At 61.5% G+C, this 15,161-nt stretch carries 18 protein-coding genes; 10 read left to right on the top strand and 8 right to left on the bottom strand.

The features are described 5' to 3' along the window. Positions 1-256 precede the first annotated feature (256 nt). Genes AC3A4M_RS05300 through AC3A4M_RS05290 form a run of 3 tightly spaced genes read right to left on the bottom strand, consistent with a single transcriptional unit; the run spans position 257 to position 1,911 of the window. On the bottom strand, positions 257-1,078 hold the full coding sequence (locus AC3A4M_RS05300; protein WP_498734398.1) for an SGNH/GDSL hydrolase family protein: 822 nt from the start codon (positions 1,076-1,078) through the stop codon (positions 257-259). Positions 1,079-1,135: 57 nt separating this feature from the next. Beyond that, the gene (locus AC3A4M_RS05295) at positions 1,136-1,657 is read right to left on the bottom strand and encodes an aldo/keto reductase (RefSeq protein WP_498734396.1); all 522 of its coding nucleotides are present in this window, start codon (positions 1,655-1,657) and stop codon (positions 1,136-1,138) included. Then, complete coding sequence (locus AC3A4M_RS05290; protein ID WP_498734789.1) at positions 1,561-1,911, bottom strand: aldo/keto reductase; 351 nt, start codon at positions 1,909-1,911, stop codon at positions 1,561-1,563. The genes AC3A4M_RS05295 and AC3A4M_RS05290 overlap by 97 nt, the downstream gene beginning before the upstream one ends. 506 nt (positions 1,912-2,417) lie before the next feature. Between AC3A4M_RS05290 and AC3A4M_RS05285 the strand changes: the two genes are divergently transcribed. The 3 genes from AC3A4M_RS05285 to AC3A4M_RS05275 all read left to right on the top strand — a co-directional run bounded on the left by AC3A4M_RS05285 (position 2,418) and on the right by AC3A4M_RS05275 (position 5,800). Then, complete coding sequence (locus AC3A4M_RS05285; protein ID WP_498734394.1) at positions 2,418-3,164, top strand: GAF and ANTAR domain-containing protein; 747 nt, start codon at positions 2,418-2,420, stop codon at positions 3,162-3,164. A gap of 73 nt (positions 3,165-3,237) precedes the next feature. Then, positions 3,238-3,504 carry a hypothetical protein gene (locus tag AC3A4M_RS05280; RefSeq protein WP_498734392.1) on the top strand — a complete coding sequence of 89 codons (267 nt, stop codon included), beginning with the start codon at positions 3,238-3,240 and terminating at the stop codon, positions 3,502-3,504. A gap of 49 nt (positions 3,505-3,553) precedes the next feature. Next, positions 3,554-5,800, top strand: coding sequence for a DEAD/DEAH box helicase (locus AC3A4M_RS05275; protein ID WP_498734390.1), 2,247 nt, complete (start codon positions 3,554-3,556; stop codon positions 5,798-5,800). 838 nt (positions 5,801-6,638) lie between these two features. Here AC3A4M_RS05275 and AC3A4M_RS05270 read toward each other — a convergent pair. The 3 genes from AC3A4M_RS05270 to AC3A4M_RS05260 form a co-directional block, all read right to left on the bottom strand. Continuing rightward, entirely contained in the window at positions 6,639-7,625 is a 987-nt protein-coding gene (locus AC3A4M_RS05270; RefSeq protein ID WP_498734388.1) for an SDR family oxidoreductase, read from the bottom strand. Between the two features lie 25 nt (positions 7,626-7,650). Next, the gene (locus AC3A4M_RS05265) at positions 7,651-7,950 is read right to left on the bottom strand and encodes a DUF3040 domain-containing protein (RefSeq protein ID WP_498734386.1); all 300 of its coding nucleotides are present in this window, start codon (positions 7,948-7,950) and stop codon (positions 7,651-7,653) included. A gap of 141 nt (positions 7,951-8,091) precedes the next feature. Beyond that, positions 8,092-9,228, bottom strand: coding sequence for a carboxylate-amine ligase (locus AC3A4M_RS05260; RefSeq protein WP_498734384.1), 1,137 nt, complete (start codon positions 9,226-9,228; stop codon positions 8,092-8,094). Positions 9,229-9,567: 339 nt separating this feature from the next. Here AC3A4M_RS05260 and AC3A4M_RS05255 point away from each other — a divergent pair, with 339 nt between their 5' ends. From AC3A4M_RS05255 to AC3A4M_RS05245, 3 genes are read left to right on the top strand one after another with little or no spacing between them, the layout of a single operon-like run. Then, on the top strand, positions 9,568-9,765 hold the full coding sequence (locus AC3A4M_RS05255; RefSeq protein WP_498734382.1) for a hypothetical protein: 198 nt from the start codon (positions 9,568-9,570) through the stop codon (positions 9,763-9,765). After that, entirely contained in the window at positions 9,755-9,997 is a 243-nt protein-coding gene (locus tag AC3A4M_RS05250) for a hypothetical protein (RefSeq protein ID WP_498729083.1), read from the top strand. Before AC3A4M_RS05255 ends, AC3A4M_RS05250 begins: the two co-directional genes overlap by 11 nt. 5 nt (positions 9,998-10,002) lie before the next feature. Next, the gene (locus tag AC3A4M_RS05245; protein ID WP_498734380.1) at positions 10,003-10,437 is read left to right on the top strand and encodes a hypothetical protein; all 435 of its coding nucleotides are present in this window, start codon (positions 10,003-10,005) and stop codon (positions 10,435-10,437) included. 334 nt (positions 10,438-10,771) lie between these two features. On the opposite strand, the gene AC3A4M_RS05240 is transcribed toward AC3A4M_RS05245, so the two are convergent. Continuing rightward, positions 10,772-11,011: a hypothetical protein gene (locus AC3A4M_RS05240; RefSeq protein ID WP_498734378.1), complete on the bottom strand. Its 240-nt coding sequence runs from the start codon at positions 11,009-11,011 to the stop codon at positions 10,772-10,774. A gap of 115 nt (positions 11,012-11,126) precedes the next feature. On the opposite strand from AC3A4M_RS05240, the gene AC3A4M_RS05235 reads away from it, so the two are divergent. From AC3A4M_RS05235 to AC3A4M_RS05220, 4 genes are all read left to right on the top strand, one after another. Then, a complete protein-coding gene (locus AC3A4M_RS05235; protein ID WP_498734376.1) occupies positions 11,127-11,504 on the top strand; it encodes a DUF3040 domain-containing protein in 378 nt (125 codons plus the stop codon). Between the two features lie 10 nt (positions 11,505-11,514). Continuing rightward, positions 11,515-11,832, top strand: coding sequence for a hypothetical protein (locus tag AC3A4M_RS05230; RefSeq protein ID WP_498734374.1), 318 nt, complete (start codon positions 11,515-11,517; stop codon positions 11,830-11,832). Between the two features lie 69 nt (positions 11,833-11,901). Beyond that, the gene (locus AC3A4M_RS05225; protein WP_498734372.1) at positions 11,902-12,183 is read left to right on the top strand and encodes a helix-turn-helix domain-containing protein; all 282 of its coding nucleotides are present in this window, start codon (positions 11,902-11,904) and stop codon (positions 12,181-12,183) included. A gap of 82 nt (positions 12,184-12,265) precedes the next feature. Then, positions 12,266-12,784, top strand: coding sequence for a proteasome activator (locus AC3A4M_RS05220; RefSeq protein WP_498734370.1), 519 nt, complete (start codon positions 12,266-12,268; stop codon positions 12,782-12,784). A gap of 40 nt (positions 12,785-12,824) precedes the next feature. Here the strand turns inward: AC3A4M_RS05220 and glgX are convergent, their stop codons facing one another. After that, positions 12,825-15,026, bottom strand: coding sequence for a glycogen debranching protein GlgX (gene glgX / locus AC3A4M_RS05215; protein ID WP_498734369.1), 2,202 nt, complete (start codon positions 15,024-15,026; stop codon positions 12,825-12,827). Between the last annotated feature and the right edge of the window lie 135 nt (positions 15,027-15,161).

The raw sequence follows: 15,161 nt of genomic DNA, 5'->3' as shown, positions 1-15,161 counted from the left end.
ATGATCGTCTTATAGGTGATCCAGCGGCAGAATCACCTGGCGCGTAATCCCGCTCCCACCTGCCTGCGGCCGTTCACCTGCCCTTCCGTCTGTTCGCTCTGCAGAGTTGGGTTCCTGATCCTATTCAGGAGCAGGAACCGGACTGCATCGATAACAACGCTTGGAATTCCTCGCTACATATGCGCCGTTATCGGCGCTAAAGCTGCTGCCCGTGCCCGCAGTGACGCCCGCTCCGCATGCTCTCGCCGGTGCAAGATCAATAGGGCCGACGGTGTTCTTGGAATGCTTGCCATGTCACGTCCGCCAGTGCGGCTTGGCCGGCTACGCCTGGGTGGAAGTAGTCCAGGGTGCTGATTTCGTTGGCAGAGAACTTGTAGGCGTAGACGGCGCCCCCGTCCCAGTGGCAGTTCTTATACCGTGCGCAGGTGTCCGCGAGGATCTTGTTGAAGGCCGTCTCACGGTTAACAACTTCCTGCCGCTGGCTTTCGGTGGCCGCGGCGCCGAGCATGGACGGGCAGGTTCCGTTGGCTGCCCAGGCCCGTCGCGGCTCGCGGTCGCTGCGCAGGAGGGACCACAGGTGATGGATGTCGGGAATGCTGCTGACATAGATGCGCGCCTGTGGCAGCCCGCGGTGCAGTGCATCGAGAGCGGTTTTGATCTGCTTGGCGAAGTCGGTTGTGGACGTCATCGCTGCTGCCGAAGAGGCGCACAGGTCGTTGGCTCCAATGAGGACGGTGACGTAGTCCGCCTTCTGGTCTACGGCCATGGAAACTTGTGCAGGAAGGTCCGCCGCTTTGGCGCCGCTGGCGGAATTATTGTGGTTGTTGTTACGGATTAGGGGGTGCAGTGCCGCCAACCGTTCATAGTGGCTGCGGATGCCGTCGTTTAGTCCGTCGCCGGTGGACCAGGACCGGGCCGGGTAATTGCCGGGTTCGCAGCAGGTGTTTGCGGCCTGGGTAATAGAATCTCCCAGGCCTGCGATGGCAATCGGGAACGGCCGCAAAGCGGCGGATCCTGGCACTGCCAGCAGCGCGAGCAGCATAAGGGCCAGGATCAGGAACCGGACCGCACTGCCCATGGAATCTCCTGCGGAACGTTGACCGCGTCCTTCGGCCAACCCCTGTGCGGCGGCAGCTTAGTTCACCTCATTGGGGTGGGACCCGATCCGGCCGTCCGGGCGGTCGAGAACGGCCAGCCGTGCCATCGTTTCCGCGTCGAGGGTGAAGTCGTGGACGCGCAGATTCTCCGGCATCCGCTCATATGTGGCAGTTTTGGGTATGGCGGTGTTGCCCAGCTGCAAGTGCCAGCGGAGGACGATCTGGGCCGGAGTTTTTCCCATGTCCCTTGCCACTTCCGCCACGACGGGATCGGTGAGTACGGCGCCGCGCGCCAGAGGGCTCCAGGCGATCGTGCGGATGCCGTGGCGTTCGTTGAATTCGCGCAGGTGCACCTGCTGGAACCATGGATGCAGCTCAATCTGGTTTACTGCCGGCACGATCTCGGTGGCGTGCATCAGGTGTTCCAGATGTCCGGGTAGAAAGTTCGAGACGCCGATGGCCCTCACCCGCCCCTCGTTGTAGAGGTGCTCCATGGCCCGGTAGGTCTGCACGAACAGGCCCCGCTGGGGCAGCGGCCAGTGGATGAGATACAGATCCACGTAGTCCAGTCCCAGCTGGTGCAGGGAATCATCAAAGCCACGCAGCGTGGTGTCATAGCCTTGGTTTTCGTCCAGACTTTCGTGGTCAGGAAAATGTCCTCCCGACTGCCGGAACCTTCGGAAATGAATCTCCGCACAGCCTCGCCCACCCCCGGCTCGTTGCCGTACAGGGCCGCCGTGTCAATGTGTCGGAAGCCGGATTCCAGGGCGCAGTAGGCAAGAGACGCTGCCTCAGGCGGCGGGACCCTGCCCATGCCGAAGCCCAACTGGTCCATCAGCACTCCGTTATTCAGCGCCACCTTCTGCGCAGCCACCATGCGAAGACTCTAACCACCGAAAGCAACTCCCGCCACAGCCCTGGAGACAACGGCTGAACATCCCGGGGCATTGCGAGAAGCTCGCGATGTCCTATTCTCTACCGCTGATGCCGAGGCGTTTGACGTCACTTGGGCCTGCATTCTGCTCCGTGCTGCAGGCGGTACCCGTCCAAGCCTGTGGTTTCAGGGGGCGACGGGGTAGGCACCGCTGATCGCGATAGCGAGGGGGCCTTCAGTAACCCTGCGGCTTGCCCCACTTGGGATATGGAGCAGCCCCGCCCGCGGAGCCAACGATGAGGGCAACCCGGACGGGAAGCCCCTAAAGCCGGTTTAGAGATGTAGGCTGAAAGTAGCCGTGGTGCAGTGCGCGGCCCCATATTCCGGGTTCCATTCTGAATTTCATTAGGACGGCAGCCTGCATCCATTAGGAACGGGGCCTTCTCATGGCCGAGGCGACGAACGAGCTATTCGATACAGGCATCACCGAGCATCTGCAAGATCTGGTTCTTAGCAGCTCGGATGTTGAGCATTTTCTGCATGAACTGGCCGTTTTTTCGGCTGCGAGGCTCTGTGAGCCTGGAGAGAAAATTTATTGCGGCATTACCCTTGTGCGGCGGAAGAAATCAGTCACGATTGCCAGCAGCGATGAAAATGCCCGGGTGCTGGATGAACTGCAGAACACCTTTGGGGACGGCCCATGTCTTACAGCGATCCGGAAGAATGAAAGCGTGCTCGTTCCGAACGTGGATACCGAGGGTCGCTGGACTGAGTACATCGAAGCGGTGAAGGATCATGGGGTCAGGTCTATTCTTGGCGTTCCGTTGGGCCTGGACGGGGAAGCGGGCGCAGGCCTCAACCTGTACGCCGGGTGGGCCAATGGCTTTTCCGGGGAAGCCATCTATCGGGCCGAGAGTTATGCCATGAGGGCTTCCAAAGCACTGAATCTTTCTGTGCGCATGGCCCATCTCAGCGATGCCCGGGACAATCTGAAGGCCGCTATGGAATCGCGGACCACCATAGATCTGGCCGTCGGAATTGTCATGGGACAAAACCGCTGCAGCCAGGAAGCCGCCTTCAAGATCCTCAAGAATGCGTCCAGTACGCGTAACGTTAAGCTTCGCGAAGTCGCGGCCACGATCGTTGCCTCTGTTAGTCGTGAACGTGAGATAGAGACTCGGTTCGACGAGTAGATCCCGGCGCTGGCGCCGGGCCGACGTCTTTCGCAGAACCGGCAGTTTCAACTTTCTCGAAAGGTGCGGACAAGTGAACGAAGCAGACCAGCAGATCTTGACCACTGCCGTGCTTTACGAAGTAGGCTCAAGCGTCTTCAGGCTTTGGGTTCATTACCTGAGTATCGGCGGAACTGATTCCGAAGCTGCCATAGCCTCGTACATTGACGGCAAGGGGGTCCTGCCCGTCAAAGAACGCGACTTACTCTCCCACGCGCTTAATGAACTGGTGATGGATTCCCCCCTGTCGCTCCAGGCGCCCAGCAGCGAAACTCCTCTCGCACTGGAATCTGGCTCCTAGGCAAACAGCCGACATCGATGGGAGGTGCGTGCTGGGCGAGGGTAACCCGATGGCCGAAACCCGACTGGATCAATTCCGCCGTGGCCTCGAATTTGACCTGGACCGTTTCCAGGTCGAGGCCTGCCACGCACTGGAATCGGGGCGCGACGTCTTAGTCGCCGCGCCAACAGGGGCCGGGAAGACTGTGGCCGCCGAATTCTCGGTCTATATGGCATTACGGCAAGGCGGGAAGGCGTTTTACACCACGCCCATCAAGGCGCTGAGCAATCAGAAATATGTCGAGTTGGCACGAGCAAACGGGGCCAGCAAGGTGGGGCTGGTGACTGGTGACCTGAGCCTGAACCCGGATGCCCAAATCCTCGTAATGACCACCGAAGTCCTGCGGAACATGCTGTATGCAGAATCACCGGCTCTGAATGATGTCGCCTATGTTGTATTGGATGAAGTGCACTATCTGGCCGACCGACTGAGGGGCGCAGCGTGGGAAGAGGTTATCATCCACCTGCCGCCAGTAGTGCGCCTCATCTGCTTGAGCGCAACCATATCCAATACCGAGGAATTCGGGGCATGGCTGGGAACTGTTCGGAACGAAACCGTTGTGGTTGTCTCCGAAGAGCGGCCGGTGCCGCTGTTTCAACACCTAATGGTGGGCAACGAGATATTCGATCTTTTCGACGATCAGACACCCTCTGATGAAGCCGGGAAAAACAGTCCCGGCTTCATCCGAAATGAAGCTGCACTCAACCACGAGCTTATGGCTTTGTCCGAACCTGCATCACTGCTTGCCTCTAACTCAGAGGACGTGGAACAGAAACGCGGCAGATCCAGGCAGTTCGAGAGACAGTGGGATGACTACGGGCGCACCACAGGTAAAACGCCGTGGGCACAGACGCTCAAACGCCTAGGCCGCGCGGGGTTCCTGCCAGCCATCACTTTCATCTTCTCGCGTGCGGGGTGCGAGACAGCAGTCCAGAGTTGTGTGGCTTCCGGGCTCTGGCTTACTAGCGTGAAGGAGCGCCGGGAAATTATCAGGAGGGTCGATCAAGCCCGGTTTTCGCTGTCGTCGGAGGACCTTCAAGCTATAGGTTTCGGGTATTGGCGCGAGGGTTTGCGGCGGGGGATCGCGGCTCACCACGCAGGCCTGCTCCCAGCGTTCAAGGAAGTCATCGAGAACCTGTTTGCGGACGGGTTGCTCAAAGTTGTTTTCGCAACGGAAACCTTGGCGCTGGGGATTAATATGCCTGCGCGCAGCGTGGTGCTGGAAAGGCTTGAAAAGTTCAACGGCGAGACGCGGGTTCCCCTAACGGCTGGCGAATACACGCAGTTGACAGGCCGGGCCGGTCGCCGCGGGCAGGACGAAGAAGGACATGGAGTCGTTCTGTGGAGGCCTGGAGTAGATCCTGCCGCTGTGGCAGCTCTTGCTTCCCGGCGTACCTACCCGCTCATTTCGAGCTTCCGCCCCACCTACAACATGAGCGCCAACCTGATTTCACGGCTGGGACGGGATGCATCTCTGGACCTGCTCCGCGCATCGTTCGCGCAGTTCCAAGCCGATCACTCTGCCAAGAACCAGCAGGCGATGCTCCGCCGAGAAGTTTCCGGTTTGCGTCTCCAAGAGGAGGATCAACCGGATGGATGCATCGATGAGCCTGAAAGCGGGGGCTGGGAGGAGACAGACGAGGGCGTGCTCGACATTCCAACAGGCTTCGGGCGCATCATCGAAGTTCTTACGCACTATGGCTACCTTGAGTCGGCGGGCACGGACCTGACGATCAGCAGCCGTGGCGAGCAGTTGCGAAAGATATACGGCGAAAGGGACCTGCTGACCTGCCTGGTCGTCGACGCCGGCATTCTCGATGCCCTCAGTCCTGCGGAACTTGCAGCACTATCTACTGTGTTGGTGTATCGGAGCAGCCGCAGCGTACCGGGTAGCGGCCGTAAGATGCCTACGCGGGAGCTGGAGCTCTCCCTAGACAAGATCATGAGTATCTGGACCGATCTCCGTTTTACGGAAGAACGGCACATGATTCCGCCGACCACTGAACCGGAGGGAGGGCTGGCGCATGCCATGTACGCGTGGGCAAACGGAGAAAGCCTCGGCGAAGTCCTGCTGACGATGGATATGTCAGCAGGTACCTTCGTCCATTGGGTGAGGAGAAGTGCCGATCTGCTCCGCCAGTTATCCAAAGTATTAAACGAGCCTCAGGGCAACAGCGACCCATATGGTCAAGCACTTCACCTCATTGACCGCGGTATTGCCGCACAAGCAACACCGGGACACCTGCAGCTATCGTAGCCTCCGGAACCTTCCGCCCCTTGGAACAGCAGCGTCGAGCCGTACAGCAGCAACGAAACCCGAGGACGGGGAACCTGAACCAGCGTGCTGCGGGCGGACCGCCAGGGTCCTGATTCCTCCTGGCGCAGCCGGTGCAAACGTCAACATTGCGCTATGGCCCACCGTGTCTTTCGAGGTGCATTGGTAGCGGGTCCCGATGTTGTCCTGAAGCAGAATGTCGGACAGCGCCGTGGTTTCCATCGCCGTCGGGCAGTGGACGTGGATGATGACCTTGTCCTCCCAAAGCTCCAAAGAGGTGACGAGGAAACGTCTATGGTCATCGAAGTACTGGTATGTGCAGGACTGGGGAATAACGACGGCGAGTGGCCCGCCGCTGTAGGACAATTCCGTCCCTGCGGTTGGAGCGGACCGGTGGCCGGTGCGGACTTCTTCCCCCGTGGTCATGACGCGTACCGGTTAGACGCAACATATTCCAGGGCACGTTGCCTTTCCGGTCTTGTGAGGTTCTGCGAAGCCCCGCAGCTAGCGCAGACCAAGACGCCAGGTCTGTCGGCTCTGGCCGCGGATTGGTTGGCCGACTCCATCAGCCGATGTTGGCTGATCTGGTCACAGGCGGGGCAATGGATTTCAAAGGTTGCCAGGATGCGTGAAGCCGGACGGCTCGACAGGATCATGGTGATTCCTCCGTGCTTACCTGAAGCGGCGTTGCGTAGGTATTGCGATGGATGGCCGCTGCAGGAGGGGTGCCGTGGCAGTTGCTTAGCCGTAAGCAGAGGTGCAACTATTTCACGCCTAAACCTTCATGCGGTCAAGGCTTCAGCGAAGACTGGTTGGGCCTTCAGCCGGTACGGCGCGCCACAAAGCGGCCCAATCCCTTGGCCGCCGCAAAGATCAGCAATGCCCCAGCCATCTTGCGCACGGCGGTTCTTCGTCTTCCGTGCCATCCACCTTCCACTGTCGCTGCAGGACCATCGGGCAAGGGCTCATGGATGTTTCCCGTTGATGGTGGGGCAGGTTCCTTACGCGACAGTTGCGCGCTGTCGACCTGTACCGCCATCATGGTCTCCATGGCGCGTGGAGTGAGTCTGTGCTGCAACGCCATCGCACGTCCCAGCGGTCCGACGATTGTTTCTGCGCGAGGCGAAAGCGCGACGTCGACAATGGTGTGGGCTGCTTTTTGAGGTGCGTAGACCGGAGGCATGGCCAGCACCTTCCGCCCCGTGTAGTTGGCTCCGTGCGCAAAGAACGGGGTATCAATAGTCGCCGGCAGCACCGTGCAGATTTTGATCCGCTTCCTGCCTGCGAGGCGTAGCTCCGAACGCAGGCTTACGTCCAACGCCCGGACCGCAGCCTTGGACATCGAGTAGGCCGAGGTATAGGGCTGGGCAATTTCCCCTACAACCGATGAGACGTTCACAATGACGCCGGATCCTTGCGCCTGCATCTGTTCCAGCGCGGCCCTGCAGCCGTGGACGTAGCCCATGACGTTGACGTCCATAACCCGCCGGAAGTCCTCGAGCGGTACGTCCAGGAACGGTGAGAAGACGCCCACGGCCGCGTTGTTGACCCAGATATCGATCCGGCCGAAGCGGTCCACTGCCTGCTCTGCCAACCGTTGTACCGCCTCGGCGTCGCTGACATCCGTCGGGACGGCAAGGGCTTCGCCGCCCAGCCGTTCACACTCGGCCGCTAATTTTTCCAACGCCGGTCCACGCCGGGCGGCGAGGACAACCTTTGCGCCCTTGCTGGCGAAGCGGAGAGCAGTGGCGCGCCCTATTCCAGAGGAAGCTCCGGTAACAACGACGACGGAATTTCTTGCCCGCACTGTGGATCCTCTCTGTGGACGAACCCTAAACGCGGGTCTTTCGGCCCGGGGAAGGCCAGTGCGGGCTGAAGCTATCGAGGAAGATGTAAGCACCCGCCCCTGCGGCCAAAAACCCCGCGACCCCCAGTATCGTGAGCTGCAGGCTAATACCCAGGATGACCAGGGCAAGACCGGCGATTGTGACCAGCAAACCGTAAACCTTTCGAGCATCCGGTCTATTGGATAGTCTCCGGGCGCCCAGCTTTCGGGCAAGATGCGGATCTTGCGCGGCGAGCTCCTCTTCGAGCTCGTGGAGGCGCCTGCGCTCATCGTCCGACAACGGCATCGAAGTCTTCTTCCTTGGCGCGGTCCGGGTGTTCAGCACCTGGCCGCGGAGTTGTGCTTTTCCTTCACATTATGGGCACTTTCCCGGCTACTCTCCAGAGTTCGCCGTCGTATCTTTTCCGGGCTGTTGCGCCGGCGCAGGTCAGAGATATGTGACAGGCAGATGTGTGCGTCGGACGGCGTCGAAGACGACGTCGGTGAGCTTGCCGTGGCGGGCGAAGACAGCCCGCTGGCGGTCTGCACCTGTTCCGGTGCGGACAATTCGGCTGGCCAGATGCTTGACCGGTTCCAGGTCTCCGGTTTCGGCCAGGACCGGTTCCACGTACTTGAGCAAAGCGCCGACGGCGGATCGTGCCGGACAGCGCCCGTTCCGCAACGGATGGATCAGATCGTCAGCGACGGCGGACTTGCTTGCCCGCCACGACGCGAGCCGCAGCAGTTCCGTCGGAACGGCCAGCGGTGGGCGGCCGTCAAGCCACTCCCGTGCCGCCGTCTCGACAAGGGCCCGGCACATGCCGGCCAGCGCCGCGGCGTGGTCAGCCTCGAGGCAGACGTCGGCGACGCGGATTTCCACGGTGGGCTGGCGTCTGCTGAGGCGGGCATCGAAGTAGATCATTCCCTCGTCGAGCAGTACATCGCAGTCCAGGAGAACCCGCACAAGGCTGTGGTAGGCGGAGGCAGACCCGAAAAGATCGGTGGGTCCCGCAGTGGGCCAGCGTTTCCAGACCTGGTACCGGAAGCTGGCGTAGCCGCTGTCGACGCCCTGCCAGTAAGGGGAGTTGCCGCTCAGGGCAAGCAGGACGGGTAGCCAGACCCGGATCCGGTCAAGGACCGCAACGGCTTCGTCGTCGGAAGCTACGCCTACGTGGATATGGAAGCCGCAGGTGAGCTGCTCGCGCAGTGTCATCCCGTAGCGGCCTTCCATCGCTTGATAGCGCGGGCGCCGTACCAGCTGAGTGGAAGCCGGCAACGGATAGGTGCCGAGCGCAACGGCCCTGGCACCGAACCGCTTGGCCTGCCGGTCGGCCTCGGCCCTGCCCGCGCGCAGGCCTGCTGCCAGCTTCCTCAGGTCCTTGTACGGTGCCGACACGGCTTCAAGCTGTTCCTGCTTCAGCTCCGGAACAAGCGCGCCGGTGTAGGCATTCGGGGAATCCGCCGTCCCTGGCTTGGACGGATCTGCCTGCTGGTTGTCCCCGAGCAGCTGCTCGGAGACCGGGGCCAGCACTCCGGTCTTTGCGTCCACGAGAAGCAGCTCTTCCTCGACGCCAAAGCTGCGCATATCTTTAGTGTTCACCACGGGGGAGCGCCGCGGAACGGCAAGCTGCAAAATAGATCATTGGGTAAACAAGTGGCCCCGGGATCATGTTGGAGGCGGGGACCAATCACCCGAATCCGATTCCCGCAGCAGCGGAGTACTTGGCAAGCGCGGCTAACAAACCAAGGGGTTGTAGCACCGCGTCGAATACGACAAAATAAAAAGCACCCTTAGTATCCGCTATAGGCTCTGGCGCAGCTCCTTCCTCGTGCCGCTGAGGGCAGCGCGCGGGTGCTGTCAGAGCCTGTCGCGACGCTGAAGCGGGCAAACTTCAAGAGTTCCCTGGGCAGGGAGGCGCCAGCAATGACCTACAACCCGCAGAACCCGAACGAGAACATCGACAGCGACGAAATCGAAGAACTCCAACAGGACGAAACCCTCACTCCGGCAGACCGTATGGACTTTATTGCCAACAGCGTCGCGGCGGACGGAGACCTGGATGCCGCCAAAAGTTCAGCGGGAGCGGTCAACGATGAGAGGGACACTCCTGGTGCCAGATAAGAATAAAGCCGCCGTCCCGGTAGCCCCTGCCGGCTTCTTCGCGGCACCTCGTGATCTTTTAGGCTTCGCCGCTTGGATTGGCCCCTCGGAGGGCAGGGTAACGACCACATGGACCCCCGGCGCCGGTATCCTGATCCACCTTGAAGATCCCGAGGACCTAAGCTTCGCAGAGGCGGAACGGGTACTGGCGCAGCTGTCGAAGGTGTTGGAACAGCTCAAGGAACAACGGTAGAGCGTGTGAACAAGCACTACGAGTTGCGGACCATCAATGAAATCGATGGACTGGGCAGCCCTGAGCCCATGAAGCCGCGTTGGATTGACTACGAGTGGCCGAACGTCGAAGGGCTGGACAAGGGGTACCTTGAAGGCGGCCGCTATGCAGCCTTCCGGGTCGACAAGGGCAATACCAGCGATGGGTGGCGGGCGCTCAACGACCTCGTCGGCGCCATCAGCGGTCAGCAAAAAATCGAGGCAGAAGGAGGGTGGTATCTGCTCCCGCCCGTCGAAATGATCAAAGCACTGGTCGTCATCCGGATGCTCGGAGCAGACGAAGGGTTCGAAATCTGCCTTCCGCCCGAGTACATGAGCATCGTGGAGTCCGGCATGCGAGCCAGCGAGCAGATCCGCGAAGCCATGAAGTTGCTCCGCAACACAGCGGAAGAAGAGCTCTAGGGCCTGCAGGCTCCAGCGTCCAGACGCGCGGGAAACCGCTTGCTCCCTGCCCTTGACAATGCCCGAGGGCCCGAAACAAACATCTGTCATGGAGCCCTCGATGGGATTCCGGAGGCCGACCTGAGCACTTGGCCTGACGGATCCCTTCCGTGGGCTTCTTGTTCTGCCTAGCCCACGTAGGCTGTAGCAGTCAGGCGGCAGACCGGAGCCGCGGACGGACGGGATTTGCCCGTAGCGTCATTTAGTACTGCTTTTGAACAGGTTCTGGAAGCGTGCGCGAACGGGATGGAGGTGTATCGGTGGACGCTGAGCAGAAGCTGGTTGCGGAGAACGTTTACGAGCGGATCGACCAGGCGCTTGCACGGACGGATCTGCCCGCCCTGACCGCGGTGCTGGAGACACTGAGCAGGGTCCATAGCAACTGCCGGATCCAGCGGGCCCGACGGTCCGGCTCCCGCCCGCTGTCCTGTTGCCCGGGCATGCCGGTATTCCACGGCACCCGCCCGGTGTTATCGCCGGTCCGTTCCGACTTGGCATCGCGGTCGCCGGTACCGAACTCCAAACGCTCAGCCATACCGCTGCCCTCCTAACTCACCTATCACAACAGAGCGCGACCTGCTAAAGATTCTGTACAACGCGCACCCCGGCAGGGTCAACACCCTGAGCAACTTCAACCGCTCCAGACCGTCATGCCCACGACGGCCGCCGGCAGCCCGAGATGTGCCTCAAGGGCGGATGAGGAGCGAAGACGGCTTGAACAGTTGGACCGGGAATTCAGCCCAGCTGATTCGCAGCTGGCACGGACGCTGCGCTCCGGACTAGTGCAGACCCTGCCTCCACCTGGATCAGTTCCGCACGGACTGGCCGTGTCGGCGGGGTTCGGGCTGATCATCCTCGGTTTGCTGCATCTGGTAACCGGCAGCGGTGCCATCGGCGCTCTTGCCATCAGCGGGGCGGCTACTGGCTCTATCGCCTGGGGCGGACTCCGTGGCATGGTGAGGAATAGCAGATACAAAGTGGCAGCTTTCGCCCGGTCAACGACGAAGTGCATCGTAAAGCATCGATGAGGAGGAGATCATGCAGAAAGAAGAACCGCCGGCCGTGCAGGGTGGCCCGGACGCTGACTGGCTGGAGCAGCAGACGCCGGTTCTGCCGGATGACCCGGCTGCCGATCCTGTTGCTGGTCCGGAGCCGGCGCTTGTTGATCCGCCGCTTCCCGGAGGTTCGGAGGCTGACCGGATGGAACAGCAGCTTCCGGCAACGCCGGTGGCCGGAGACGATATCCGCGCAAGCGATCAGGCCATTGCTGAGGCGGCAGAAGCGGACCGCCTCGAGCAGGCCAGGGCAATAGCCGGCGACGACGAGGATGACTATCCCCACGGGGCCACCGACTAGCGCTCACCGTACGCCTGGTGAACTGTACCGGGTCCCATAACTTGCCTTGCATTGATTAAAGTCAGAAGCATGACAGATGCACCTCAACAGCGGTTCCTCAAGCTCACAGACGTCCAGGAGATCCTGCAGATTAGTCCGGCCCAGGCGTACGCACTGGTCCGCTCCGGTGACCTTCCCGCCATCCGGGTAGGCGGCCGGCATCAGTGGAGGGTGGAGCGGGCGAAACTGGAGGCGTTTCTTGAGGAAAGCTACCGGCGGACCGCCGAGGCAATAGCCGCGGGCTTGTCTGTTGAGACCGGTCAGGAGCATGTGCCCGAGGGAGACGTCGAGGAGTCCGAGCAACTTGGATGATTTTGGAATAGGGAGCCGGCACTTTCCGTTATGCAGATCATAGTTGAGTCGCAATGACTCAAGTTTGGCTGATCAGGGAGGCATGGTCGTGAGGGACGTCCGAGATCGGGATGCTACCGCTTCCGAACCGGTAGGGCAGAACGGCCGGGTAGACGAGCCCGCCAAAGTGATGCGGATCGGCAGCATGGCCAGGCAGCTTTTGGAGGAAGCGCGAAGCGCACCCCTGGATGACCCTGCCCGCTCTCGCCTGGGTCAGATCTATGAGAGGTCCGTGCTGGAACTTCAGCGGGGGATCGACTCTGAGCTGGCGGCGGAACTGGCCCGGGTCAGCGTTGCTTTCCCGGCCGATACCATTCCCTCCGATGCCGAACTGCGGCTTGCCCATGCGCAGCTTGTGGGCTGGTTGGAAGGGCTCTACCACGGAATCCAGACGACCCTTGCCCTGCAGGAGATTGCGAAGCGGGCGCTCACGCTCCGGCAGCAGTTGCGCCCGGCCGGGGCCGCACCCGGGGCTCACGGCGAAGCAGGCTCCGACCGGGTTGCGGCAGCAGACACGCCGGCATCCCGGGAAGGCCGCCGTCACCGGAACGGGTACCTCTGAACGGCCCTGGTGACCATGTTCCCGGTTGAGTTCTCCCGGGCTAGGCGCGCTCCAGCGCCCGGGCCACCGTCCTTCCCCGCTTCGAACGCGTCAGGATGGCCAAGGACGCGGCTACGGAATGGTCGGGTTCTTCCTCCGGCGGACTGTAGGTGCGGAGGACCAGGACCGACTTCGCCGCGACGTCGATTTCCCCGCCGGCCTGCAGTATTTTCCCGCCTGCACGTTGGCCGGCGGTATCGAGAACCTGCTCCCATTCCGCCGCGTATTCTTCGGGCGGGAGCGTGAAGATCACCCAGTCCTCATTGGAGTTGAAAAACAGTAGGAAGCTGTCATCGGTCATTTCGCGGCCGCGGCTGTCTTTGCCGACGTCGGCACCGTTGTAGAAGACGCCCAGAGCCAAGGCAAGCTCCCGGTCCCAATCGTCCGGCGACATGGGCGTTCCGTCCAGATTCAGCCAGACGATGTCCGGCAGCGGTTCACCCTCTGCCCGGCGCACGGGACGGCCTTCGAAGAAACGTCCTCGCCGGAAGGTCGGGTGCTCACGGCGGAGCCTGCTGACCGCGGCGGTGAATTCGGCCAGCGGTTGGTCGTTCTCGTGCCAGTTGACCCAGCTGAGCTCGGAGTCCTGGCAGTAGGCGTTGTTGTTCCCTTCCTGCGTCCGCCCCAGTTCATCTCCGTGAAGCAGCATGGGCACACCTTGGGACAGCATCAGCGTGGACAGGAAGTTGCGCTGCTGCCGGGCGCGCAGGGCAAGGACCTTTTTGTCGTCCGTCGGACCTTCCGCGCCGCAGTTCCACGAGCGGTTGTGGGATTCGCCGTCGTTATTGTCTTCGCCGTTGGCCGTGTTGTGTTTCTCGTTGTAGGACACCAGATCCCGGAGGGTGAAGCCGTCGTGCGCGGTGATGAAGTTGATCGAGGAAACGGGCCGCCGGCCGGAACGCTCATACAGGTCAGCGGAACCTGCCAGCCGCGAGGCAAACTCGCCAAGGGTGGAGGGCTGCCCTCGCCAGAAGTCCCGGACGGCGTCGCGGTACTTGCCGTTCCACTCGGTCCAGAGCGGGGGAAAGTTGCCCACCTGGTAGCCGCCCGGCCCGACGTCCCACGGCTCGGCGATCAGCTTCACTTGGGAGACAATCGGGTCCTGCTGGACGAGGTCGAAGAAGCTGGAGAGCCGGTCCACCTCGTAGAACTCCCGCGCCAAGGCCGAGGCAAGATCGAACCGGAACCCGTCGACGTGCATTTCCGTCACCCAGTACCTTAACGAGTCCATGATCAGCTGGAGCGAGTGGGGACTGCGGACGTTCAGTGTGTTTCCGGTACCCGTGTAGTCCATGTAGTAACGGCGGTCATGCTCCGCGAGCCGATAGTAGGCGGCGTTGTCGATCCCGCGGAAGGACAGGGTGGGGCCCAGATGGTTTCCCTCTGCCGTGTGGTTGTACACCACGTCCAGGATGACCTCGATCCCGGCGGAATGCAGCGACCGCACCATGGCTTTGAATTCCTGCACCTGCAGTCCGGGTACCGCCGTCGAGCTGTAGCCGTTGTGTGGCGCGAAGAATCCGATGGTGTTGTAGCCCCAGTAATTGCTCAGGCCTTTGTCCTTCAACACGCTGTCATGGACAAACTGGTGCACCGGCATCAACTCGATGGCGGTTACCCCGAGCTTTTGCAGATGGCTTACGACGGCGGGGTGGGCGATTCCGGCGAAGGTGCCCCGTTCCTCCTCCGGCACCTCCGGGTGGAGCATGGTCAGGCCCCGGACGTGCGCCTCATAGATCAACGAGTCGTTGTACGGGATGTTCGGCGGCCGGTCGCCCTGCCAGTCAAAGAAGGGGTTAATGACCACGGCTTTGAGGGTGGAAGCGCCGGAGTCGAGGTTGTTGTAGGAGTCCGGGTCGCCGAAGTTGTAGGAGAACATTGCGGGGGTCCACTCGATGTCCCCCGATACTGCTTTGGCGTAGGGGTCCAGCAGCAGCTTATGGGGATTGCACCGGAGTCCGGCCGCCGGATTGTACGGGCCCTCGATCCGGTAGCCGTACAGCTGACCGGGGAGCACATGGGGCAAGTAGCAGTGCCACACGAACGCATCCACGGCTTCCAGCTCGATCCGGTTTTCCTGTCCGTGCTGATCAAAAAGGCAGAGCTGGACGGACATAGCGGCCTGGCTGAAGATCGCGAAATTAGTACCGTTGCCGTCATACGTGGCACCCAAGGGATACGCGCTGCCTGCCCAGACCTCCACCGACCAACCACCCCTAACCGGACCTCTTGTTTAGCCCCACCCTAGGAGTCCCGGAAGGAAAATTACAGGTTATTGACAGCACTGGACGACAGCGTGAAAATATTTTCACGGAGCCCCTCGACGGGATTCCGGAGG

It is taken from the genome of Arthrobacter sp. Soil_C_60 (assembly GCF_057656375.1).
Note: the sequence above shows the minus strand (reverse complement) of the source record. Positions and strands in the feature narration are given on the sequence as shown.